This is a genomic window from Nitrospira tepida, from assembly GCF_947241125.1.
Taxonomy (GTDB): Bacteria; Nitrospirota; Nitrospiria; order Nitrospirales; family Nitrospiraceae; genus Nitrospira_G; species Nitrospira_G tepida.
The window spans coordinates 3,896,905-3,918,859 of sequence record NZ_OX365700.1; the positions used below are offsets into that span (position 1 = coordinate 3,896,905).

At 60.5% G+C, this 21,955-nt stretch carries 24 protein-coding genes; 11 read left to right on the forward strand and 13 right to left on the reverse strand.

Translation table 11 applies throughout. The features are described from left to right. Positions 1–855: a zinc metalloprotease HtpX gene (htpX, locus tag QWI75_RS18470; RefSeq protein WP_289270545.1), complete on the reverse strand. Its 855-nt coding sequence runs from the start codon at positions 853–855 to the stop codon at positions 1–3. Between the two features lie 135 nt (positions 856–990). On the opposite strand from htpX, the gene QWI75_RS18475 reads away from it, so the two are divergent. Together QWI75_RS18475 and QWI75_RS18480 are read left to right on the forward strand one after the other, a co-directional pair. After that, the gene (locus tag QWI75_RS18475) at positions 991–1,542 is read left to right on the forward strand and encodes a DUF488 domain-containing protein (RefSeq protein WP_289270547.1); all 552 of its coding nucleotides are present in this window, start codon (positions 991–993) and stop codon (positions 1,540–1,542) included. A gap of 245 nt (positions 1,543–1,787) precedes the next feature. Beyond that, positions 1,788–2,177, forward strand: a complete 390-nt coding sequence (locus QWI75_RS18480) for a DUF2784 domain-containing protein (protein WP_289270549.1) — start codon at positions 1,788–1,790, stop codon at positions 2,175–2,177. 19 nt (positions 2,178–2,196) lie between these two features. Here the strand turns inward: QWI75_RS18480 and QWI75_RS18485 are convergent, their stop codons facing one another. From QWI75_RS18485 to QWI75_RS18500, 4 genes are all read right to left on the reverse strand, one after another. Then, the gene (locus QWI75_RS18485) at positions 2,197–3,546 is read right to left on the reverse strand and encodes a PrsW family glutamic-type intramembrane protease (RefSeq protein WP_289270551.1); all 1,350 of its coding nucleotides are present in this window, start codon (positions 3,544–3,546) and stop codon (positions 2,197–2,199) included. A 130-nt stretch (positions 3,547–3,676) separates the two neighbouring features. After that, positions 3,677–4,048: a hypothetical protein gene (locus QWI75_RS18490; protein ID WP_289270553.1), complete on the reverse strand. Its 372-nt coding sequence runs from the start codon at positions 4,046–4,048 to the stop codon at positions 3,677–3,679. A 28-nt stretch (positions 4,049–4,076) separates the two neighbouring features. Continuing rightward, positions 4,077–6,233: a zinc metalloprotease gene (locus tag QWI75_RS18495; protein WP_289270555.1), complete on the reverse strand. Its 2,157-nt coding sequence runs from the start codon at positions 6,231–6,233 to the stop codon at positions 4,077–4,079. Positions 6,234–6,646: 413 nt separating this feature from the next. Continuing rightward, positions 6,647–7,699 (reverse strand): FAD:protein FMN transferase, encoded by a 1,053-nt coding sequence (locus QWI75_RS18500; RefSeq protein ID WP_289270557.1) that lies wholly within the window; start codon positions 7,697–7,699, stop codon positions 6,647–6,649. A gap of 638 nt (positions 7,700–8,337) precedes the next feature. On the opposite strand from QWI75_RS18500, the gene QWI75_RS18505 reads away from it, so the two are divergent. The 8 genes from QWI75_RS18505 (at position 8,338) to QWI75_RS18540 (ending at position 16,016) form a co-directional block, all read left to right on the forward strand. Beyond that, positions 8,338–9,846 (forward strand): TonB-dependent receptor, encoded by a 1,509-nt coding sequence (locus QWI75_RS18505; protein WP_289270559.1) that lies wholly within the window; start codon positions 8,338–8,340, stop codon positions 9,844–9,846. A 70-nt stretch (positions 9,847–9,916) separates the two neighbouring features. Further along, positions 9,917–10,381, forward strand: a complete 465-nt coding sequence (locus QWI75_RS18510) for a hypothetical protein (RefSeq protein WP_289270561.1) — start codon at positions 9,917–9,919, stop codon at positions 10,379–10,381. After that, positions 10,378–11,055 (forward strand): FMN-binding protein, encoded by a 678-nt coding sequence (locus QWI75_RS18515; protein WP_289270563.1) that lies wholly within the window; start codon positions 10,378–10,380, stop codon positions 11,053–11,055. The genes QWI75_RS18510 and QWI75_RS18515 overlap by 4 nt, the downstream gene beginning before the upstream one ends. Positions 11,056–11,080: 25 nt before the next feature. Continuing rightward, complete coding sequence (locus tag QWI75_RS18520) at positions 11,081–11,593, forward strand: Aq_1264-related membrane protein (protein ID WP_289270565.1); 513 nt, start codon at positions 11,081–11,083, stop codon at positions 11,591–11,593. Positions 11,594–11,814: 221 nt separating this feature from the next. Further along, positions 11,815–13,578, forward strand: a complete 1,764-nt coding sequence (locus QWI75_RS18525) for a cytochrome c peroxidase (protein WP_289270567.1) — start codon at positions 11,815–11,817, stop codon at positions 13,576–13,578. A 228-nt stretch (positions 13,579–13,806) separates the two neighbouring features. Next, positions 13,807–14,118, forward strand: a complete 312-nt coding sequence (locus tag QWI75_RS18530; protein ID WP_289270569.1) for a hypothetical protein — start codon at positions 13,807–13,809, stop codon at positions 14,116–14,118. Between the two features lie 163 nt (positions 14,119–14,281). Continuing rightward, entirely contained in the window at positions 14,282–15,646 is a 1,365-nt protein-coding gene (locus tag QWI75_RS18535) for a hypothetical protein (protein ID WP_289270571.1), read from the forward strand. A gap of 115 nt (positions 15,647–15,761) precedes the next feature. Continuing rightward, the gene (locus QWI75_RS18540) at positions 15,762–16,016 is read left to right on the forward strand and encodes a hypothetical protein (protein WP_289270573.1); all 255 of its coding nucleotides are present in this window, start codon (positions 15,762–15,764) and stop codon (positions 16,014–16,016) included. A 160-nt stretch (positions 16,017–16,176) separates the two neighbouring features. Here QWI75_RS18540 and QWI75_RS18545 read toward each other — a convergent pair whose 3' ends face one another. The 6 genes from QWI75_RS18545 to bufA1 form a co-directional block, all read right to left on the reverse strand. Then, entirely contained in the window at positions 16,177–16,878 is a 702-nt protein-coding gene (locus QWI75_RS18545; protein ID WP_289270574.1) for a Crp/Fnr family transcriptional regulator, read from the reverse strand. 479 nt (positions 16,879–17,357) lie between these two features. Continuing rightward, on the reverse strand, positions 17,358–17,840 hold the full coding sequence (locus tag QWI75_RS18550) for a DoxX family protein (RefSeq protein WP_289270576.1): 483 nt from the start codon (positions 17,838–17,840) through the stop codon (positions 17,358–17,360). A gap of 47 nt (positions 17,841–17,887) precedes the next feature. Continuing rightward, positions 17,888–18,439: a hypothetical protein gene (locus QWI75_RS18555; protein WP_289270578.1), complete on the reverse strand. Its 552-nt coding sequence runs from the start codon at positions 18,437–18,439 to the stop codon at positions 17,888–17,890. A 33-nt stretch (positions 18,440–18,472) separates the two neighbouring features. Then, positions 18,473–18,664 (reverse strand): HvfC/BufC family peptide modification chaperone, encoded by a 192-nt coding sequence (locus QWI75_RS18560; RefSeq protein WP_289270580.1) that lies wholly within the window; start codon positions 18,662–18,664, stop codon positions 18,473–18,475. Then, on the reverse strand, positions 18,648–19,496 hold the full coding sequence (gene bufB, locus QWI75_RS18565; RefSeq protein ID WP_289270582.1) for an MNIO family bufferin maturase: 849 nt from the start codon (positions 19,494–19,496) through the stop codon (positions 18,648–18,650). The genes QWI75_RS18560 and bufB overlap by 17 nt, the downstream gene beginning before the upstream one ends. A gap of 11 nt (positions 19,497–19,507) precedes the next feature. Further along, positions 19,508–19,843: a BufA1 family periplasmic bufferin-type metallophore gene (bufA1, locus tag QWI75_RS18570; RefSeq protein WP_289270584.1), complete on the reverse strand. Its 336-nt coding sequence runs from the start codon at positions 19,841–19,843 to the stop codon at positions 19,508–19,510. A 486-nt stretch (positions 19,844–20,329) separates the two neighbouring features. Here bufA1 and QWI75_RS18575 point away from each other — a divergent pair, with 486 nt between their 5' ends. Then, positions 20,330–20,746, forward strand: a complete 417-nt coding sequence (locus QWI75_RS18575; protein ID WP_370693651.1) for a YkvA family protein — start codon at positions 20,330–20,332, stop codon at positions 20,744–20,746. A gap of 58 nt (positions 20,747–20,804) precedes the next feature. On the opposite strand, the gene QWI75_RS18580 is transcribed toward QWI75_RS18575, so the two are convergent. Together QWI75_RS18580 and QWI75_RS18585 are read right to left on the reverse strand one after the other, a co-directional pair. Continuing rightward, positions 20,805–21,215, reverse strand: a complete 411-nt coding sequence (locus QWI75_RS18580) for a hypothetical protein (protein ID WP_289270586.1) — start codon at positions 21,213–21,215, stop codon at positions 20,805–20,807. Between the two features lie 136 nt (positions 21,216–21,351). Next, positions 21,352–21,927, reverse strand: a complete 576-nt coding sequence (locus QWI75_RS18585; RefSeq protein WP_289270588.1) for a carboxymuconolactone decarboxylase family protein — start codon at positions 21,925–21,927, stop codon at positions 21,352–21,354. Positions 21,928–21,955: the final 28 nt, after the last annotated feature.

Below are 21,955 nucleotides of genomic sequence, written 5' to 3' on the forward strand. Positions count from 1 at the left end.
TTATGCGCCTCTCCGTCTTGCCATCGCTTCCAGCCGCGCGATTCTTTGTTCCACTGGCGGGTGGGTGCTGAAGAGCGAAGTCCAGCCTCCTCCGGACAGGGGATTCATGATGAACAGATGGGCGGTGGCGGGCGATCCCGATTGCATCGGGATCTGACGACCGGCGACTGAGATCTTACGCAACGCCTGCGCCAGGCCCAGCGGATGACCTGTGAGTTCGGCGCCTGCGTCGTCCGCGAGGAACTCCCGGGATCGTGAGATGGCCATCTGAATCAAGGCCGCGGCCACCGGCGCCAGCATGACCGCAACCATCGTGACCAGCGGATTGCTGCCTCGGCCTCGATCATCCGGTGAACGGGCTCCACCCGTCAGCATTCCGAAGCGCGCCAGCATGGTCAAGGCTCCGGCCAAGGTGGCCGCGACCGTCATGATCAGCGTGTCTCGATTCTTGATGTGGCCCAGTTCGTGGGCCAACACCCCTGCGATCTCGTCACGAGTGAGGAGTTGCGTCAGGCCTGCGGTCACCGCCACGGCCGCATGCTGGGGGTTGCGACCGGTCGCAAAGGCGTTGGGCGCCTGCTCGGGAATCAGATAGAGTTTGGGCGTGGGAATGTCCGCACGCTTCGCGAGGGTGCGCAGGATCTCATGCAGCTCGGGCGTCTCGTCTTCTGGGATCTGTTGCGCGCGATGCATCCGCAAGGCGATCCGATCCGACCACCAGTAGGAGACGATGTTCATCAGACCCGCAAGGACCAAGGCAGTGAGGAGCCCCTGTTGACCGCCAAGCGCAAACCCCGCCCACAGCATCAACGCGGTGAGCGTCGCCAACAGCATGGCGGTTTTCAGACGATTCATGCGTCACCTCGCTTGCCCGATCAACCGTTACATTCAGCCGGAACCCCCGTTCCGGTTTATCCTATCACCCTCGAAATAGAGAACCCCATAGCCCACAATTGGCCCTCGACTTTACAGTCTGGCACAATAGCCGCGATGCCACCCCCTATCATCTGGACGATCGGTCATTCGACCAGACCGATCGAGACCTTCCTTGCCCTGCTCCAATCCCACGGCATCCGCCGACTGGTGGACGTACGGACAATCCCTCGCTCCCGTCACAATCCCCAGTTCAACCGCGAAGCCCTCCGCCAGAGCTTGCAGGAAGCCGGGATCGCGTATAGCCACGCCAAGGAACTCGGCGGCTTGCGCAAACCCGTCAAGGACTCCCCGAACCTTGGATGGAAGAACGCCAGCTTCCGTGGCTACGCCGACTATATGCAGACGCCGGCGTTTTGGAACGCCGTGGATGACTTAATGGCGACAGCAACGGAGACCCCCACAGTCATCAAGTGCGCCGAGGCGGTGCCCTGGCGCTGCCACCGGTCGATGATCGCGGATGCGCTGCTCACGCGAGACTGGACGGTCCGGCACATCATGACGCAAGAGCGAGCGGACGAGCACCAACTCACCCCGTTCGCCAAGAGGGAAGGGCCACGCCTGTTCTATCCGGCTCCCGCGGATGAGGATGCTCCGCGGCTGTACTAGCCCACATTATTCATGAACGCTTCTACTGCAACCACCGTTCGACCCGTTGCTGACAAAGAGCAACAGGTACCCCGGCTGCGACAGGCTTGGCTGCCGGGTTCCCGCACCCAAGCGGGCAGGCTTGCCGCTCGGTCGGTCAACAGACTGTTTCAAGTCTGCCTCCCTTCCTCGTGGCTCCGCGTGCCCGTCTCGCGTGGCTCCTTGGCGGTTTCGTCACGAACCGTCATGAATAATGTGGGCTAGCCATGCTCTATTCCTGGCTTGCCAACCTGATTGTATTGCTGCACCTGGGCTTCGTGCTCTTTGTTGTCTTTGGGGGGCTGTTCGTCTATCGCTGGCCACACGTGATCTGGTGGCACCTGCCGGCTGCAATCTGGGGTGCGGCCGTGGAATTCGGCGGATGGCTATGCCCGCTGACGCCGCTTGAGATCTGGCTCCGCGCGAAGGCCGGCAACGAGGGGTACCAGGGGGATTTCATCGAGCACTACATCATGCCGATTGTCTATCCTGCCGATCTGACCAGGACGACTCAAATCGCGCTGGGGCTGGTGGTCGTGGCGGTGAACGTTGCGGTCTATGGATGGTACTGGCGGCGCGGGATGCGGCGGGACTGCGTGGGAGAACGCCGGACCTGACCCCGTTGCGCAGGCTCGATCAGGCCCTGGCAGCCCGCTCCTGTTGCTGCGCTTCGCGGATTTCCTTGAGCCCGACCTGAATCAATCCGAGATTGACGACCCAGGCCACGAATCCGAGCGCCAGGTACTTGAGATAAAACGGCAGGGTGAAGGGGGCATTCCAGATCATGTGCAAGCCCACGGCCAACAGAAAGACCCGCATGAACCGAGGCTCGCGCACCATCTCAAGGCTGAAGGATTTCGCGCCTCGCACACGCCACAGCGCAGCGCCGACCATGGAGGTCCAGATCACATGGAGCCCCAACATGCTCAGCAGCCCCCGCAGGGTAATGATGTCCAGCATGGCCTCTTGCCCATAACTCAGGCCGGACAAGAGCGCGTAGCCCGCCGATTCGAACGCCGAGAACCCCGTCCCAACGGCCGCCCCGAACAGGAGACCGTTGAGCGTCCAGCGGTACTTGAGGTTGTTCACCACCAGCAACAAGGCCGCCGCCTTGCCGATTTCCTCCACGATGCCGGCGCTCATCGCGCCGAGCCAACTGCTGAGGTCCGTCCATTTGAACAGGAAGAGCGACAGGACGAGAGAAATCACCCCGCCCAGCAGCACCAGCTTGACGACCTGGTAGAGCGAGACGTTGCGCACCACGTTCATCTCGAAGAAGAAAATCAGCACGGAGACCGGAATCAGAAACGCGCCGGTCATGATGAGGCCCGGAATAAGCTTCGGGTTGTTGAACTCCTTCATCGCGAACACGAAGGCCAGGTACACCATGACCGAGAGGGTGAACGTTTTGAAGAACACCCAGGGCTTGGGCCAGTTGGTCTCGACCTGGCTCAGCGGCGGGGTCGTGGCCGGCGTGCCGACCGTAAAGTATTCCTCCACCTCCTCGTCGGTCCTCGACCGGAAGACCTCGGAGAACATGTCCCGCGCGCTGAACCCTTCGATGCGCTCGACGCCCGCGACCGAACTGATGCGCCCGCTGAGGTCGTCGAGCCAGCCGTCGAAGCGCATGCCGGTCTGGGCGCGGCCGTCTCCGCATTGCCAGGTGGACCGGCCGATCCGAATCTGCTGCTGCGGGAGCAACAGCGCCTCCTGAATTCGATGTCCATCGACGAAGACGACCGCTGTCTCAATCGGTTGGCAACGGGCATGGAGGCCATCCGCCCAGAACCGAGCATGCCGCGCGGAGACCTCGGGATCGTCGCTCAACACGTCGCACTGCGACGACTGGCCCAGCAGCAACGGCTGGGTCCGGATGGCGAACCGTTTGCCGCGATCAGGTCCGGCAATACAAATGAGTAGAATCGTGCCCTGAGAAGGAGGAGGATCGGAAGCCGAGGCGCCGCTCTGCGAATCCGGATGGGCCATTCCGCATCCCGGAGAGGATTATGATCATGGGCTGGTCGGGCGCTAGTCTCGGTGGGCGACCCGCCTCCTGTCAAGAGAGGGGCGGAGTCCGGTGTCAGGGCTCACTCCCAGGCGACGGCACTGATCTGGTCTACCCCACCTTGCGATATTTGAACTCACACCCATCCGGGTCTCGAAATGCCAGCACCCCGCCTGAAAGATCAAACCGGTAGGTGATGATGGCGTCGTTCGCGGTCGAGATGTTGATGTGTCCCGGACCGGTGATCTCGTAGGTGCCCACGTCCCACCACGTAAAGGCGTCGGGTGAGGCCTTGTGGCCGGAATAGGACCGGCCCTCCCGGAACTGAATCCGATCAGGGTACCTCTCGCTGCAAGCGGAATGGGTCATCTTCTCCCAATTTCCGACCAGTGGTGCGACCGGCTCCGGCATGGCTTCACTCCGCTCGTCCCCCGGCGTGGAGGCACATCCCACGCCGGGGATGATGATCACCAGGAAACCCAAGATCCATAGGCCTCTTTTGCGCCTGTGGTTACAGCGAATCGACCAGTTCGCGAACATCATGGCCGGCCTTCAGTATACCCGCCTTGTGCTTGAGTTTCTTGGCCAGGGTCTTTCCAGGAGCACTGTCCGCCCCTTCGGCCTTGACCAATCCGGCCGCCCTCTTGATCTCCGCAGGCGTCATGACGGTCGCATCGTCGATCAATTCCGCGGCGGCCTTGAGGTTGGCTTTCCGTTTGCCGAATCGCTCGGCCACCCTTTTGGCCTCGATGTACGCGTAGTGCGGGCGCAGCATCGGGTTCTTGATCGCCGTCTGGATCGCCTCGATGCCGTCGACGAGATGATCCCCGCCCAGCACCAGAGTGAGGAGCGTATCGGGGGTGGAGAGGATCTTGAGGGCGGCTTGAGCATGGGCGTCGTCGACCGCGGGCGTGACCATCACGTCCGTCTCGCCCGTGACGACGGCTTCGATGCCGCCACTGTCCCAATGAACTTCAACGATGATCCGATACGCCCCGGGCATGGGGAACAACGCCCCCTGGGCGCCGCGCAGCAATGTCACGGAGTGACGGATTCGTTCCTTCGGGTTCAACAGAGCCACCGGATGATCCTCGACACAGAGGATGATCGGTGAAAAGGTCCTCACGGCGCCGGCAGGATCGATCACTTTCCCTCTCACCAGCCCGCTCTTCATGCTCAGCGTGGTCGGAGCAGGGATCGGTTCGGTCGTGGTATTGGCCAATTCGAGAGTGAGACGCACGGGCGCGCCCAGCGGCACGGTCTCGATCAGCGGCGTCGCGTTCAGGCTCAGGCCCTTCATGTCTATCTCAAGGTCGGTGGGGCTGATTGGCGTGGACGCATAGGAGGTGCCGAACGGGGCCCCGCCGGGACGCACATAGATATCCGGCATGTGTCGGAGACGCTTCGCGTCTTCCGCGTTGTAGCTCCATTGAATGTTGTTCGGAAACGCCGGACTCCCCGGCGTGAGGGAATTGTCGGCGATCACGTTGGTCGTGTTCATGAATCCGTTGTCCGCGGTGTTGTGGTACAGTCCCATCGCGTGGCCGGCTTCATGGACCGCCGTGCGGAAGTACGGCGACAATGCCGTCCCAAAACGCAGGCCTCGAACCAGCCCCCACTCTGCCGCATTGGGGATTACCCAATGGGATGCGATGGCGCATCCTTCGCGCGGCACATTGTTCGAATCGCCGCCATAGGCATCGTACATGATTCCCCGCGAAGTGGAATCGAGCCCCCGCACGCACAACACATGGTATCGCCATTCTGTATCGAGGTTGGACGCATCGCGGCGAGCCAACATCTCGGCATGGCACTCGGCATCGGACCAGAATTCTCCGCTCGGCTCGACGACATTGGCGTCACTCTCGTCCACGGTGATATCCCAGCCGATCCCATCGCCCACGGCTCTCCAGTCCACGCCGGCGCCATTGTGCATCGCCGCCTCAGACTGGGTGACGCGATCGATCTCGACGGTGGCCTTGCGCAGGTAGGGCGAGACCCAGCCCATCGTCAGCCTGCCGACGACCGTGCCGCTGCTGTTCTTGACATCGCCCGCCAGGTAGTCTCCGCTCGACGGGTATCCTGCCGGCGCGGCCTGCCAGGTCATCACCGCGCTGAACGCGCCCTCGTTCGTCCAGATCCCTCCCGTGCTCCAGCCGCCGCTGTTTTTCGTGAAACGCCACATCTCGAAGCCCAACGTAAAACTGTTTCCGAACGTGAAGTACTCAAGGATCTGCGTGACGCGCAGATAGTAGCGGTAGTTGCCACGGCTAAGTATGGGAATTCCTGCCCCTGGATTGGGTCCGGATAGCAGGATCGGTTTGGGAGGCTGAGGCGGGAACCCCGGGATCGGCAGCCAAATCACGCGACGCTGGTAAAGGTCGCCGCTGGCGGTTCGGCCGTTATTGTGACATTCGACACGCAATGTGCCGTCATACGTCACGAATAAGCTCCCGTTGGGCTTGTAGTTCACCAGATAACAGCCGCACCGCAGGCTGCGAATTTTCGGCGGCCACGGCTGAGGCCAGGGAATCGGAATCGGTTGTGGAAAGGGTTGAGGCAGCGGCAACGGCTGCACCGGCGGCTCCGGAAAAGGCGGCAAAGGATCAGGCAAGGGGGGGACTCGTCCCTCCATGTTCGAGGGCAAGCTGGTCATCTGCTCATTCATGTTGAATTCCTCCTGCATATGGGGTGAGTGCGATGAGGCCGGACCGTACGTTGCAGCCGAGCGCCGTGCTCATCGGCCTGTTTGGCCTCTTGCTGCGAACGAAATGCATCACACGTACCTCGTGCAGGAGCGGCGCATGCCGACGAAAATTGGAGCATTGATAACCGCTTGATCAGCAAGAACAAAGAGGGGATGACCCGGAAGGTCTTCTCTCTCGCCAGCTCGCGCGCCTTCGGAGCGCGGTGTATCCGATCAGGCCGGCGCCGGACCATTTCAGATACAGCGGTATCTGATTCGATACACCGGGCATGAACCGGCCGGCCGGACTGCCGCGCCGCTTGCTCGAACGACGATCATGTTCAACGAGTGGCTCAGGGGAACGACCTCGAACGGGAACCAACGGCAGAAGGTGCTCATTCCATGAGCATCCGGACTCGTCCGGTGAGACCCGATGAGACCCGAACTGTCCCTGCTTCATCCACGATAACCGCCTCCACGTCAGGCAACCGCTCGACCAGGTCCATCCCGCGCTCCGGCCCCATGACAAAGATCCCCGTATCCAACCCGTCGGCCAGGGCCCCCTCGCGGGCGATCACCGTCACGCTCCGGCACCCTCTCGCAGGACGGAGCGTCGTCGGGTCCAGGATATGGTGATACCGCATTCCATCCCGTTCGAAGAATCGCTCATAATCGCCGGCTGTGGAAATGGCTTCATCCTGAAGCTCAACGTAGGCCAGCAGCTCGTCTTCCTTTCGTGGATGTCTGATCCCCACTGGAAAGCGGGAGCCGCCCGGCAACCGCCCGAACGTCTTGATGTCTCCCGAGAGGGCCACAACTCCGGCAGTGGCGCCGGCCCGTTGCATCGCGCGCGCGGCCAAGTCAGCCGCGTAGCCCTTTCCGATTCCGCCCACGTCCACCTTCATGCCCGGTTTGGACAGAAACACAGTGCCGGCCGTGTCATCCAATTGGATTTGTGAAAGATCGACAAGATCGCGAAGATCCTGGAGCTCGCGCTCGCTGGGAATCTGCTGCCGCTCCGTCACGCTCCAGGCCTCCGCCGCCGGACCGATCGCGATGTTGAACCCGCCATCGGTCCATGCGGCGATCTCCAGTGAACGTTTGAGGACGGCCAAGGTCTCCGGACTGATTCGCACCGGCTTCCGACCGGCCGCTGCGTTGGCTTGCGACAGCTCGCTCGTCGGAATCCAAGTGCTGATCAATGCTTCCAAGCGATGGATTTCGTGAAACGCGGCTGTGGCGGCGGCCTGTGCCACCGTTTCAGTCGGCGCCACGGAGGTGACTGTCACGAGGGTTCCCATCTGCATCTGAGACCGCTTGACGAGCACCGGCTGGGCATTCGCGGGGACGGAGGCGCAACTCAGGTTCACACTCAGCAAGAATAAGACGGGGATCTGGAAGATCCGAACGCGCATCACCCGGATGGCAAAAAGAGATCGAGGCAACATACCAACTCCGACCACGAAGAATGACCGAAAGCGCAAGAGTAGCAGAGAGGGCCTCTTACTTCATATGCGCGTGATTCTGCCCACCGAAAGGGTCAGCCTCGCCCCGCCGGTCCGGCTGGACATGATCTCGGAGCAGCGCCGACTTCGAGCGTTTAAGCAGTTTCGCACAGTGCGTCATGAGCGATTCCGCTCATCTTTTAAGCTCCCCGGCGAGCAAGCTCCAATAATGACGCCCGTTCCATCAGCGGCATATGACTTGCGTATACCCGGCGCTGCTAATAATCGTTCTCAATTTCATTATCACCGACCACACCATGGATCATTCCAAACTCCGGGACCTCCGCTCGGCCGACCGCAGCGGGACGCGCTGCGAGTGCGGGCAGCTCATCGCGAAGTTGCGCGCAGAAGGCCTTGAGCTGAAATGCAAACGCTGCAAGCACTTCACCGTGATCCCGTTTAAGTCCATAGAGGGGTGGACGCCTGCACCGCCCGAACCTTCGCCCATCTCTCGATGAAAGGAGCACCGGAAACGAGAACAGGTAATTGAGCTATTGATCGAAGACACGACTGAATAGACCAGCGACCCGAGAGTCCCGAGTCAGACCACAACCCCATGACGCTGTGTATGGAGGTGCTCGATGAGGAGTCGGTCAATCCTCGGGACGCTCGTGCTGTGCCTGCTGCCGGCCTTGCCGGCTTGGGCGGAAGACAAGGCCCTTGAGGAACGAGTGAAAAAGTTGGAGCAGATGTTGGAAGAGCGGGAACAACGCGAACGGGAGGGTATTCCTCCAGGCGTCGAGCGGCCCGAGTTGATCAGGCCGGAGACACCGCCTGAGGAGCCGGGCGTCGGTCCATTGCCCGAAGTGGGACGGGAGCGCCGGGCGGAGACGCAGCCGGCTCTGTCCTTCGGTTCCACCGGATCAGGCCGCTTGGTCTACGCCAAACCGTTCGTCTCGGCGCCGAAGGCCATTGTCGGCGGCTATATGGATTTCCAGTTTCGGACGCACCGGCAGCGCAGCATTGAGAACGGCTTTGGTGGGCTCAACAGCAACTTCGACCAGCAGCGGTTCGTGCCGTTCATCTATGCGGACATCACCGAACATGTGAAATTCGCCGCGGAAATCGAAATCGAACATGGCATTCGCGAAGAGGGCGGCCCGGACCGGGAAATTGAATTCGGGCTCGAATTCGCCCATATCGATTATTTGATCAAAGAACCCTTCAACCTGCGGGCGGGGGTCTTGCTGCTCCCGATCGGCAAGTTCAACTTGCTTCACGATTCCCCGCTCAACGATCTGACGGATCGGCCCCTCGTCAGCCAGCTCATCATCCCCTCCACCGTAGCCGAAACGGGAGCAGGCTTCTACGGCTCCTTCTATCCCGGCCGGACCGGCAAAGTGGACTACGAATTCTACGTGACGACCGGCCCATGCGGATATGACCCCGACGGCACCCCGACCATCAACGAACAATCGGGCACGCGGGGCGCTCGCCAACGCAAGTGCGCGGCCGACGACGGGTTCGACATCAACAACGGGAAGGCGGTCGTGGGACGTCTGGCCTACAGCCCAATGCTCGGCGTCGAAGTCGCCGGCTCCGGGTATTATGGGAATGCCGCTCCGAGCGGCGGGTCATTCGGCTCCAACTATAATCCCCTCAGCATCATGGCGATCGATTGGACGATTCAACGCGGGCCGTTCGAACTCATTGGCGAGGCCGCCTGGGCCTACGCAAGACACAATTCCAGGGCGGTCACGGGCAACACCATCGGATTCGCACCAGGGTCTTTGTTGACGGGGCTGGGTGGTCTCAACCCGCTCGGAATTCCGCCCCAACGGATGAGCGGCTTTTACATTCAAGGCAACTACCACTTCATGCCGAGCTTCCTGGCCAAACTGTCACCCAAACGGTTCGGCGAGGGCTCCACGTTCACCGCGGTCGTCCGTTACGACCGGGTCAACACCAACCTGGACTTCGGAGGAGGGCAAGGCGACCTGGAGCAGATTTCCTTCGGTCTCAACTATCGACCGATCGAGGATGCCGTGTTCAAGGTGAGCTATCAATATCAGCCGCAAGCGTTCAACCCCAATACGGGGGAGCGCGTTCACGACAGCGCGTTCGTGATTTCGGCTGCGACATATTTCTAACCCGGTGGTTCGGAGTCTTTCCCTTGCCAGGGAGGGGCTCCGGCCCCCCGATGATCCGAGGATGATGACCATGGCGGCGTTCCGACCATCGTGTTTGTTGCTGGGCATTGCGCTGACCCTTGGCTGCGTGTCGCTGAGCGGCGGCAAGGAGCAATTCTTCGTCTGTTCTTATGAGGTCGTGTGGGACGCCGCCTTGAATTCCGTGAAGGACCGTTCCCTTCGAGTACAGGACAAGCAAAACGGGCTCATCGAAACCAATTGGACGGAAATGGAAGGGCAAGAACGGCCTTACGGCCTGTTCAGGCGGGAAGGTTTCGGCAACAAAGAGCGCGCTCGGCTGACTCTCGCGCTGAAGCAACAGGACGACATCACGTCCGTCAGCGTCCTGGAAACTCGACAGCGATGGCACGCCAGAGGGGGGGCAACCACCCAGGCCACGAAATGGTGGCCGGTCGAGCCCTCTGAGGTTGCCATGAACGACGTCGTCAACCAACTGAACAGCACCTTGCAGGACAAAGGATGTGCCGGCACATGACAGTTGGGCTTCGCACCATTGTCCTCCTCTTCTTGCTCGGAGTTTCCGCTCCTCCATCCTGGGCGGGGCGGATCTGGGACAGCGAGCTCAAACGTTACCTCACTGAACAGGAGATGATGCACGCCGAGGTGTATCTGACCGAAGAGGACGCCGTGAAGCTGATGTTTCCCGAGTCGGAACGAGTCAGGAAGGAGATCGTGAGGCTGCATCCGGATCAGAAGGCTCAGATCGAGGCGCGGATCGGATGGAAATTTCCCGAAGAGACGTTCGAGATCTACATCGGTGAAACCGGGTCCGCCTTGGACGGCTACGCCATGGTCCAGAATACCATCGGCAAGCATAAACCGATGACCTACATGGTCGGAGTCGATCCCAAGGGACAGTGCACGAACGTGGAACTGCTGGTGTTCCGCGAATCGCGCGGCAGCGAAGTCCGCACCAAACGCTTCAACGCCCAATACGAGGGCAAAACCGTCTCCGATCCGATCCGGATCAACCGGGACATCCTCAACATCAGCGGCGCGACCATGTCGGTGCGCTCCATGAGCGCCGGCGTGAAACGCGCGCTGGTGCTCATCGACGAACTCTACCTCAAGCCGCTGGGCCGCGGCAGCGACCAGGTCGCGGAAAAGCGGTCCGGTAAAGGCTTTCTCGATTTCCTTTTCAACGAATGACTCGCGGCGAAGCGGGCCCTCCCGGATGCGTCACTTCAACACTCGATTTCGCCTGAGGGACTCCGATCGCCATATCCGGTTGGTGTACACGCTCTTTTTGTTTCTGATGGCCGCCGGGTTCGTCTTCTCGTTCTTCTGGGCGCACAGCATGACGGAGCTTTCGCTTCAAGGCATCGCCGCTCACTATCGAGGTTCGGACGCCACCTTCGGGGAACCCATGTCGTTTCGAGAACTGGCTGAGGTGACCCATTTCCACCTTTTTACGATGCCGGTGGTGTTCATGATTCTCGCGCATGTGCTTTATTTGACCGGGGCCGGCAACGGCTTCAAGATCGGCGTGACGTGGACGGGGTTCGGAGGCGTAATGCTGGACCTGATTTCGCCCTGGCTCATTACCTACGTGTCCCCGATCTTCTCGTTGGCGATGCTGGCCGGAGATTGTCTCATGGTGGCCGGTTTCTCGATCATGACGGCGATTCCGATCTACGAAATGTGGTTCTTGCAACAGCCCCTGATGGCTCGATCCAATCAAGAATGATTCGATAACTCTCGGCATCCCAGTCGAAAGCGGCCAGCGGTTAGAACCCAGAGCCCAACGACTTCGGCCCCGTCCCCTGAGCGGGAAGGATAAGGTCGCCTGGCGTTGGGCTCTGTTGCTGCGAGGGTCTGTTAAGCGGGCATGAGGCAGGCGCGTGTTTCCATCTGCACGCCGCTTGCGTCATTCATCGTCCTTTTTCCGAACTCTACGAGGTACCCCCTATGATGACCAGGAGTCACCTGACTCAGGCGGCGTGTCGCATTCTCCTCTCCGGAGTTGTCGCCGCAGTCCTGACGATTCCTATTGCCGGCTGTTCGGCCGGAGACAACCCCGACGGAACCGCCGCTTCGCCGGCTCCCACCGGGACGCCCGGCGCCGAGCAAACAGTCGGGGAACGACTGTTCCTCGAAACGCGCTTCGCGCAGTCGTTCAAGGCGTTCCTGGACAACGGCGGGGACGTGAACGACCCCACTATCGGCGATCCTGTCGTGGAGACCGTCGAAACCACGGGACCACCGATCAGTCCCGGTCCCTTTCAAGGAACGTCGATCAACTGCCGGTCTTGTCATTTTGTGGATGACAACTTGGGTGTGCCGGGCGGAGGCATGCGAGCCTATGCCGACTTTGCGCGGCGCAGTCCGGTGCCGGCCCGCTCGGACGGCAAGACCCACGCTCCGCGCAATTCTCCGCCGTTGGTGAACGCCTCGCTGGACCGGCCGGGCGGTTCCCTCTTTCACTTCGACGCGGAGTTCAACTCGATGGAGGATCTTGTGGCCGCAACCTTTACGGGCAGGAATTTCGGCTGGCTTCCAGGCGAGAAGGCCGAGGCGATTGCGCACATTGCGGGGGTCGTCCGCGGCGACGACGGCGCCGGCGACCTCGCGCAACAGTTCGACGGCCTCCCGTACCGGGTGCTCTTTACCGGCACGAATGCGTCCATCCCCGACGAATTCCGCCTGCCGCCCGAGTTTCAAGTCTTTGTCGGCTCGGGAACCGATCAAGAGATTTTCGATGCGGTCGTGAAGGTCGTTGCGGCTTACGTGAAGGGGCTGCTCTTTTCACAGACCGACGACAACGGCGCCCCGATCCGCTCGCCGTTCGACGTGTTTCTGGAAATCAATGGCTTGCCTCAGCAACCCGATCCCGATGAATCGCCGTTGGACTATAGCCGGCGCCTCCGCACGGCGATCGGCGATCCTCACTTTGCTCCGCGGTTTGTCACGTCCAATCCCAACAGGCCCGACGGCCGGTTCCAGTTCCACGATCAGCCTTTTGTATTCGGCGCCTCCGAACTCGACGGCCTGCGCATCTTCCTTGCGGAACCGTCGTCAGTTCCGCCTCCGGCTCCCCAATTGGCATCAGGCAAAATCGGCAACTGTCTGGCCTGCCATCCCGCGCCGAACTTCACGGACTTCACGTTCCGCAACACGGGCACGACCCAGACCGAATACGACGCTGTCCACGGCAACGGAGCGTTTGCGGCCCTGGCAATTCCTGACCTTTCCACACGCAGCGCGAGTCCCAATCAGTTCCTGCCGGCCACCGAGCAGCACCCCGCGGCTCACGAACCATTCCGTTCCATCCCCTCCCTCGCGAATCCTGCGCTCGTCGATCTCGGACTCTGGAACGTTTTCGCGAATCCCGACATGCCGAATCCCCAAGCCAAGATCCGCGCCATGCTCTGCGAGACTCGCCCCGCCCCTTGCCCCGCGGATACCCTTTTGCTGACCGACACGATCGCGGCCTTCAAGACTCCGGGGCTCCGTGACCTCGGGCACTCCGCGCCCTATATGCACAACGGCCAATTCGATACGCTGGACGCGATCATCGAATTCTACCGGACGATTTCCGACCAGGCTCGGGCCGGCACCCTGCGGAACGGCCATCTCGCGATCAATCGGCCGATTCAGGGAATCGCCCTCACGGCCAATGACGTGGCCTTGCTCGTGGCCTTCCTGAAATCGTTGAACGAGGACTACCAATAGAACACGCGCCGAAGGATGGGAACCCGCGCCGACGTGAACCTCACCGTGACGGCTGGATGCTTGCACAGGAGTTGGCTTTCTGCCGGATGGTCCTGGGCCAGACGCGGCAACCCTCCACAGTGCTCCGACTCTGCCAATTGGAACAATCTCCTCCTCGATGAGGTCACGCTCGCGAACGAGAGGCCGGCAAATTGACAGCGGATCCTACCCGGTTGTAGCGTGATGACCATGAGAGGGTTCGCCCTCACGCTTCCAAAGGCCGGCATCTGGGCGATCGGCGTGGCGTATTTCTCGCTGACCGTTTGGATGCACCTCTGGGCGCTGGAAGCGGGAATCCCTCGTCCGGGCGAACCGCACAGTCCCCATCATCAGGTCTGCACCTGGATCGGGACGAGCGGAGAGGCGGGCTTGGTGGCCTGCTCGCCGCCGACGCGCCCCATCTCGCTCGTTTCCTTAAGCCCTGCCGGTCCGTTGCCGCAACCGGTCCTTCCTGTCGTCCCAAAGACAGTTCAAGCCCGCGCTCCGCCGTTTCTTTCGTAGACGGTCCACTCACTCACTACATCATTTCATTGTTTCCCGGGACGGCCATTGTCCAACGCCGGAGGCTGTTTGCTGCGCCCATCCGTCCGTGGCGGAGGGTGTGGGATATCAAGGCGGCGATCAGTCACGGGCGTGGTGGCCCGTCTCGGAAAGGAGCGCTGCCATGCGTGTGAGGACCATGAAACGGTGGGGACTTGTACTGCCAAGTGTGCTGAGCCTCATTGTCCTCGTGGGGGTCATCTGGTTCCAAGTTCGTTATGATGAGACGCCGAGCCAAACCGTGGCGCTCAGGGCGTTCAGCGCCGATGAATACCCGGAAGATCCCGAAAAGCGAAGTGTTGTTTCTGGGGACTATAGACACGGCAATCTGATCATCCAACAGACCGAGGGCACCAGGTTTCGCTTCCTGATCGAGCCGGCGACGCCCGCCTCGACGGCGATTGAACTCACGGACGTCGATCTCGCCCACTTCGTAGCAGCAGCCCCTGCCTGGGCAAGGGCAGATGGGGATCTCACCAAGATCGCGCTGATTGACCGGGAATGGAACCGGCAGCAGGTTCGGTTTTCTCGGCACTCCGCCCATGTGCAGGTACACGAGGGCGGGGACGGATTCGAGCAGCGGGCGCTGACCCGAGTCGATCTCGCCCGCAACTGTCTCAACGCGGGACTCTGGGAGTTGCTGCTTTTCACGAAAGAGGATGGCGGAGAGCGAGTGTACGAGCACCTCTGGTTCACGTTTCCACTCGGACTCTACAAGGAACTCTTTGAACAGGTAACCGGCCTGTCCTATTGGTTCTACTGGTGGTCGCTGGAGCACTGGGTCGATCCGTCAGGGACGCCGGTGCGCCTAGAGCGGCTCCGAACCGTCGAGCAAGAATGGCCGGCCGAAGCCATCGCGCAGTGGGACGAGCCGGTCGCGGCCTTGGGCGAGCAGGCCAGCAAACGAACGAATATTGTGACGCGCGTCGCCTCCACCTACCGTGACTGGTACGTCGCGCCGGTCCAATTTGCCAAGTTCATCCCGCCGGGACGCTATTCACGCGCCCATCCGCAAGACACCCAACTCCATTACCTTGCCGAGCTCACCGGCACCACGATGCGACGCGTGAGGCTGACCGGGAACGCGTCGCCTCTGGTTGAGCTTGATCTCGCCTTCCGCAGCCGCGACACCGGGAAGACGACGCATCTCATCATCGGCGGGTTCGACCTGAATACACTCCCCCGTACAAGCCCGGCCCGGTACGACCGGGGCTGGCAGGCTCCATTCGGCATCGGCAACCCGAGCTTCTTCGAATCCTATGAGCAGGTCGTGGCTGATCCCCCGACCCAACGGACGTTCTATGGATTTCATGTTGACGAGGAGAACCGCTGGTTGGATCACCACGCCATCGGCGTCGATGGCCCCTTGCTTCATCGGGATGCCGAAGACCCCTCGGTCTTGCACCTGTATCTCTTGAGCTACGAGCGCCACGCGCTGCTGAACCATTTCGTCGTCAAGATCCCGCCGGACTCCGGTGGCCAATTGTGACCCCCCATGGTTCATGACGGCTCTGACGTTTCGCAGCCTGTCATCGTGAACGTGCCGGATCGATCTGTAAGCGGGATTACAGATGTTTTGAGTCCGGTTCCGGTATTGGTTGAGCATGGCGGTCTTACAGGTCTTCATTCACCGCGGGTGCATGTCGGAGCAGCCGGCCTGTGTGTTGGCCGATCAGATCCGGAAAGAATTTCCCGCCTGCAGGGTTGACGTAATCGACAATCAGGAACGGGCGCGGACTCTGGGGCTCCCAGCGGTGCCGGCCTTCGTGCTTGACGGGGAGCTGTTGGCTGTGGGGGTGCCGAGCAAGGACTGGTTGGTGAGCCGACTGCACGAACGGAGTAGGCGACCGAAGCGGTAGCCGTTTGAAGAGGCGAGCGAACAAGATGGATGGCGGTGGCAAGGAACCCGGAAGGAGCTGATAGATTGGGGAATCATATCCGTCATGATGGGGGTCACTCCATGACACTCTTCTCTACTCTGATAGGTCAAATGGGAATGGGTCTCACGAAGAGGACTCGTTACGACACCAGGCGCGCCAGCGCATCCGGGTTGAGGATCACGATCGTTCGACCGTCCATGTGGATGAGACCATCGTCGCGGAACTGGCCCAGGGTGGTGCTGACCGTTTCCCGGCTGCACCCAATCAGGTTCGCCATTTCCTGATGGGTCAGCTTGGCCCGCAGCCGTATCCCTTGCGCTTCTTTCACGCCGTCGCTCTTGCTCAGCTCGATAAGCAAATGAGCCAAGCGCGCCGGCACGTCCCTGAACACCAAGTCCTCAATGCGGCTCTGGATCTTTCTCAGGCGTAACCCGATCAGTTTCGTGAGCTTGACGGTGATATCGGGATGGGCCGCTAAGTAGCGATCAAAATCTTCGCGCCGAATCACGCAGATCATGGCATCGTCCAACGCTTCAGCAGCCGTCTCACGAGGCAAGCCCTCCAACACCTCCAACTCTCCAAAGATTTCTCCCGGCTCCAGGATGTCAAACGTGACTTCCTTCCCGCTGGCGCCGGTATTCGCCAGTTTGACCCTTCCCTTCTTGAGGAGATAGACATTGCTGCTGGGGTCACCGGGCAAATAGAGAGGCTGGCGCTTTTTCACTTCCTGCATGCGGGTGATTCGCTCCATCTCCTGCATTTCTGATGGAGTGATGCCGTCGAACAGGCGAATGTGTTTGAGGTACCAGAGTTTGTTAGGGGTAGTGTGGACGCCATCCATAGACCAACTCGCTGCTAGGGTCTGTTAGGGTACTCGGGCATCTCGGACAAGGCAATGGCTTTCCGCATGCGGAATGGCTATCGGCATCGGTCCTGCCGTGGAGCTTGGCAACCCGAGAGTCTCATGGCGTTGTCGGCACTCGTACAATTCAAACCGTTTTCATAACAGGACGAATGCAAGGAAACTGTGAGCTGGCTTACAGTTTGTTCCACCACGGTCCCGCAAGCTCTCGTCTTCCCGCAATCGGGCATCCATGTGCCGAATCCTCTGCCGCGCTCCACGCATGATCGGCTCGGTTATCCTCCCGATGACAGGCCTGCTCTCCTCTGTGCGTCCGGGTCTATCCTAGAAGACATTTCAAAACCCTCCGTTCACCCTTCGACCGGCTCAGGGCGAACGGATCTGCTCATAAAAACAAGATATTTTTCCGTTCGTGCTGAGCTTGTCGAAGCACGATCATGGGGGTTTTGAAATGACTTCTAGGCACTGCGAGGGATCGTCTGTTCCGGAAGGTTTTGCTCGGTATCGCTCTTTGACTGCCTGCGTCGAACGAGGTGGCGTAACAGGGCGTCGGCGGAGAGGAGTCCTGGTCCGTGCAGTACGAAATAGAGAAAGAGAATCCCCCAATAAAACGCTTCCTGGATCGCTGCTTCCGACAACTGCCCGTATGAGAGCACCGCCACGATGTTGAGGCCGAAGAGCGAGAGCGCCGCCCAACGCCCGGCCAGACCGATCGCCAGCAGGAACGATCCGCCCAATTCGACGGCCGTCGCCAAGTAGGCCGCAATTTCGGGCGGGAGCACCGGCACATCGTAGACAAGTGTGAAGAGCATCACGGTCGACATCCAACTGGAGAGCTTGACCATGCCGCCCTTCCAGAAGATCTGCGCCAGGTACAGGCGGACTGACAGGTCGAACAGGGGGAGCAAGGCTTCCAATCCCCTGACCAATCGACCGTACATCAAAACTGCATGAATGAGAGCGCGCGGCAACGAACTGGTGCCATGTGTCATGCGGGCACCTCCACGGCAACGCCGGCGAGCAGGTTCAAGTCTAGAATGGAAGCCAGAAACCGAATGACATCGAACGCGGGGTCGGACTCAATCGCCATTTGCTCAACCTCGGCGACGGTCTTTCGCTCGGCCATGGCTTCGAGCAACCGGGAGTCGAGAGCAGCCAGAGCGGCCGGGCGGACTTTCCCTTCGATCCTTGTCACGACGATGCGGGTCTCCTCCTCCGGCAGGGGCAGATCGACCACGATGTCTGCCGGGGCGTCCGGCTGCAATGCCAGCCATACGCGATGGACCGGCAGGGAGAACCGCAGCAGTCGCGCAGCCGGCTTGAGGATGAACGTCACGCGCGACGGATCGGTCGAGGCGAGGATCTCGAGGTCCTCGATGGCGAACGGCGGCGAGTCGGCAGCCTGAGATACTTCATGGCAGGCCCATTCCAATCGCGCCAGCTCGACCTGCAGGGAATCGCCCCGCAATTCGTGAAGAAGTGCGGGAAGAGAGCGCCCATACTGGAACAGATCGCCGCTGGTCGAGGGATATTTCCTCATATATCCACGTGCAAGGAGATCGAAATACCGAGGTCAGACAAGCCGGCGCAGAACCGGAAAGGTGACGCCGAGCACCTGCGTATAGTTGGTCCGGATCAGCCGGCGGTAGAGCGTCATGCTTCGCAGGGCTGAATCGCCCGGCGCGATCGCATCCGCCACGACATGGTATTTCCCCTCGATCACCCCCTCGGCCAATGCCTGCTGAATCTCATGAAGCCGCAACATGGCTGCCTCCGAGAATCGCCTCCGCCTGTTTGGCCTGCTCCACCAGCACGGAAAGCGGCGGCATGTTGGTATCCCACTCGATCAACGTCGGGCGGGGTCCGAAACGATGAATCGCCCACTGAAAGAGTCCCCAGACTTCGGGATAGACCGCCTCGCCATGGGTATCGATGAGCCACCTCCCGAAACGATCGAACCCCGCCAGATGGATTTCCCAGACCGTCTCGGCCGGAATCGCATCCAAAACCTTTAACGGGTCCAGGTGAAAGTTGACCGCGTTGACGTAGACATTATTCAGATCAAGCAGAATCCCGCAGCCGGTCCGCCTGGCTGTCTCGGCTATGAACTCACCTTCCGGGATCGTGGAATCACGCCATGTCAAATACCGAGTGATGTTTTCGATCAGGAGGGGCCCTTGCAGGACGTTCTGGACCTCGTCGATCCGCGCACAGACATGATTCAGGCTCTCTTGGGTATAGGGCATGGGGAGCAACTCGTTGAGGAACCGACCGTCCACGGAACTCCAAGAGAGATGTTCCGAGACCAGAGCCGGCTCAAAACGGTCAATCAGTGATTTGAGCCTTCGCAGATGGCCTCGATCAAGCGGATCGGTGGAGCCCAACGACAGACCCACCCCGTGAAAGCTTAATGGGTACCGGGCCCTGATCTGCTCAAGGACGCGCAGCGGGAGGCCCCCGTCCCCGAAATAGTTTTCCGGATGGGTTTCCATCCAGGCGACCGGCGGGGGCTCCTTCAGGATTTCCCGAAAGTGGCGTGACCGCAGCCCGATCCCGGCTTGGGCCGGAATCGGGGGCGATGAGACGAGAACCGTCATTGGCTGTGGTCCTACATCTTCTTCATCATCTTCGCCTTCATCTCCTCGAAGTCCTGTTTGGTGATGGCCAGCACTTTGCCGTTCGCGATCTTGCCGCACACACCTTTCGGCAGAAACACATACGAATCAGGCTCGTTGTCTTTCTTGGCCATGCCGACGCAGGAATGGAGGCTGGTCTTGATCGCGCAGTCGTTCATCCCGGCCTTGGCCACGCCGCCGCAGGCCTCCCAACCGTTGGGCAATTCCGGCATCTTGGCCGGCTCGGCCAATGCCTGGGTCCCTGCCAGGCTCAATGCCGCGAGTAACGCGGAGTGCATCATGGCATTCTTCTTCGTATTGGCATTCATGTGAGACTCCTGTGTGAAGGTGAAGGATCTTCGGAATATCGGTCGTGACTGACCGTCGGCGCTTCGGGACGGATTCAAGGTTCGATCATGCGGGCTCCTCCTTTCGCTGGTGCGAGATATGTCGTAGGCTTCTCTGGTCGTGTTCCGGCCATTGGCTAGCGTCGTCGGATCTTACCGTTCCTACGGCCTGGTCGCTGTGAGGCAGCTTACAGTCGCCTCTCGAAGTCCAGCCGTTGTTCCGGCTTCCCGAAAGCACGACGGATCCCGATGGTTCAGCCGTGATCTGGCATGCCTGATTAGGAGGACGCCCAGCCATGGTTTCTTCGGTTTTCTTAAAAGGCCACATTGACACACTCTTGTATTTCTCAGACAATCCGGCAGGTTTTGCGCGTTTTGGGAGGGGAATCACTCGGGATAGGCCGCCAGAAGGCGCGGCGTGTTGGCGGCTGACTTAATAGTTAGATGTCACAGCAGCGCGCCGAGGCCATGCTGGAAAGCTTCAAGACCTGCGTGCATCACCTCAAGCGGGAGACGTACGCCCTGTATTTGGCAGCTCGCCACCCACGCACGCCCTGGTACGCGAAGCTATTCGTTGCGGGCGTTGTCGCGTACGCGTTCAGCCCGATCGACCTGATTCCGGATTTCGTGCCCGTGTTGGGGTATCTCGATGATCTGATCCTGATTCCTCTCGGGATTGTCGTCGCCATAAAGCTCGTTCCGCCCGAGGTGCTGGCCGAGTGTCACGCACGCGCACAAGAAACTGCGGCGAACGGCAAGCCCGTGAGCCGAGTCGCCGCAGTGGTAATCATTGGCATTTGGGTGTTCCTGACGGCACTGTGCGCATTGTGGGCCTATGAGGCATTTGCGGTGGGCCATCATCGCGCAGAGTGGAAACGCCTGTGACATCTAACCACGGCTTGCAGGCGAGACGCCAGAAGCGGCGCGCGCCTGAAGCCGAACGTCAGTCCGATAACTTCTTCATTGAAACGTACTTCCACACATCGACAATGTCGAACAGCAAGGATGCACCAATACCAAGGGAGAGCATGGTGAGATACGTCTGAAACTCGCCTTCGGCCCGGCGAAGGTGGACGAGGACATACGCCAATAATGGAATCCAGAACACATGACCCAATCCGAGTATCCGTTCGAACCCGAATTTGGCATACAGGCCCATCATCAGCAGGACCGACAGCAGAAACGTCACAAAGATGACCTTCGCCAGCGGTTCGCTCCAGAACGCGAGGCTGGCCATATTCATGATCATCAGCGCGAGGACCCAGATCGGAATCCAGGCTGGCTGTTTCCTGAGGTCGCTGACAAACAGGAGAGGAATGCGCCACACATTCTGGTTCCATCGGGATTGGCTCATATCTGTTTACTCCGCTGAGAAGGTTTGCCGCGTTCGGAGGCGCGGCGGCATCCGTCACGAACAATAGCCCGGTACAGTCCCACGCCGGTGCCGGCGTGGGACTCCCTCTTACTCGTTCTTTCCCTCGCAAAGAGGTTCAGGCCGTCAGACAACCGGTGCAACTCTCCTTGGCGCGCCAGGCCTGTGACGCAAACTGCCGATCGAGCGGCGTCTGCGCGATGTGATTCAGATAGTTGCTCAAGGTCTTGAGCGCGACGATCGTGAGAACATCCAGGAGATGCCGCTCGCGGTATCCCTCTGCGACAAAGCGATCAAGATCATCCTCCGGCACCCAGCCGCGATGGCGCATGATGGACAGCACCAACGTTCGGAGTGCATTGAGCTTCCGGTCGGAGAGCGGCCGTTGATCCCGCAGTGCTGCAAGCATGTCCTCGGGCATGCGGACCATTTGCGCCACCGTGGAGTGGGCGCCCACGCAGTAGGCGCAGTCGTTCGTGGTGCTGACCGTGAGGGCCACCACCTGCTGTTCGACCGGAGAGAGCGCACTCTGTTCAAGGGCCTTGTTGATCGACGCATAGGCTTGCACTGCCGTCGGGGACTCGGCGAGTACGCCGAACAAGTTGGGAAGAAAGCCGTATTTCTTCGCGGTGCCTTCGAGCGTTGCGCGCGACGCCTCTGGAGCCGTCTCCTTCGTATGGACCTGAAACTTCATGGTGATTCTCCTTCTTCGACTGTGTGAT

Coding starts and splice junctions, on each gene's coding strand:
- QWI75_RS18540 (WP_289270573.1), top strand. CDS start 15,762: ATGGCGGTCTTACAGGTCTTCATTCACCGCGGGTGCATGTCGGAGCAG.
- QWI75_RS18505 (WP_289270559.1), top strand. CDS start 8,338: ATGAGGAGTCGGTCAATCCTCGGGACGCTCGTGCTGTGCCTGCTGCCG.
- QWI75_RS18520 (WP_289270565.1), top strand. CDS start 11,081: ATGCGTCACTTCAACACTCGATTTCGCCTGAGGGACTCCGATCGCCAT.
- QWI75_RS18475 (WP_289270547.1), top strand. CDS start 991: ATGCCACCCCCTATCATCTGGACGATCGGTCATTCGACCAGACCGATC.
- bufB (WP_289270582.1), bottom strand. CDS start 19,496: ATGACGGTTCTCGTCTCATCGCCCCCGATTCCGGCCCAAGCCGGGATC.
- QWI75_RS18560 (WP_289270580.1), bottom strand. CDS start 18,664: ATGTTGCGGCTTCATGAGATTCAGCAGGCATTGGCCGAGGGGGTGATC.
- QWI75_RS18530 (WP_289270569.1), top strand. CDS start 13,807: ATGAGAGGGTTCGCCCTCACGCTTCCAAAGGCCGGCATCTGGGCGATC.
- QWI75_RS18585 (WP_289270588.1), bottom strand. CDS start 21,927: ATGAAGTTTCAGGTCCATACGAAGGAGACGGCTCCAGAGGCGTCGCGC.
- QWI75_RS18495 (WP_289270555.1), bottom strand. CDS start 6,233: ATGAATGAGCAGATGACCAGCTTGCCCTCGAACATGGAGGGACGAGTC.
- QWI75_RS18525 (WP_289270567.1), top strand. CDS start 11,815: ATGATGACCAGGAGTCACCTGACTCAGGCGGCGTGTCGCATTCTCCTC.
- QWI75_RS18480 (WP_289270549.1), top strand. CDS start 1,788: ATGCTCTATTCCTGGCTTGCCAACCTGATTGTATTGCTGCACCTGGGC.
- QWI75_RS18575 (WP_370693651.1), top strand. CDS start 20,330: ATGCTGGAAAGCTTCAAGACCTGCGTGCATCACCTCAAGCGGGAGACG.
- htpX (WP_289270545.1), bottom strand. CDS start 855: ATGAATCGTCTGAAAACCGCCATGCTGTTGGCGACGCTCACCGCGTTG.
- QWI75_RS18485 (WP_289270551.1), bottom strand. CDS start 3,546: ATGGCCCATCCGGATTCGCAGAGCGGCGCCTCGGCTTCCGATCCTCCT.
- QWI75_RS18515 (WP_289270563.1), top strand. CDS start 10,378: ATGACAGTTGGGCTTCGCACCATTGTCCTCCTCTTCTTGCTCGGAGTT.
- bufA1 (WP_289270584.1), bottom strand. CDS start 19,843: ATGAATGCCAATACGAAGAAGAATGCCATGATGCACTCCGCGTTACTC.
- QWI75_RS18545 (WP_289270574.1), bottom strand. CDS start 16,878: ATGGATGGCGTCCACACTACCCCTAACAAACTCTGGTACCTCAAACAC.
- QWI75_RS18535 (WP_289270571.1), top strand. CDS start 14,282: ATGCGTGTGAGGACCATGAAACGGTGGGGACTTGTACTGCCAAGTGTG.
- QWI75_RS18500 (WP_289270557.1), bottom strand. CDS start 7,699: ATGTTGCCTCGATCTCTTTTTGCCATCCGGGTGATGCGCGTTCGGATC.
- QWI75_RS18555 (WP_289270578.1), bottom strand. CDS start 18,439: ATGAGGAAATATCCCTCGACCAGCGGCGATCTGTTCCAGTATGGGCGC.
- QWI75_RS18510 (WP_289270561.1), top strand. CDS start 9,917: ATGGCGGCGTTCCGACCATCGTGTTTGTTGCTGGGCATTGCGCTGACC.
- QWI75_RS18580 (WP_289270586.1), bottom strand. CDS start 21,215: ATGAGCCAATCCCGATGGAACCAGAATGTGTGGCGCATTCCTCTCCTG.
- QWI75_RS18550 (WP_289270576.1), bottom strand. CDS start 17,840: ATGTACGGTCGATTGGTCAGGGGATTGGAAGCCTTGCTCCCCCTGTTC.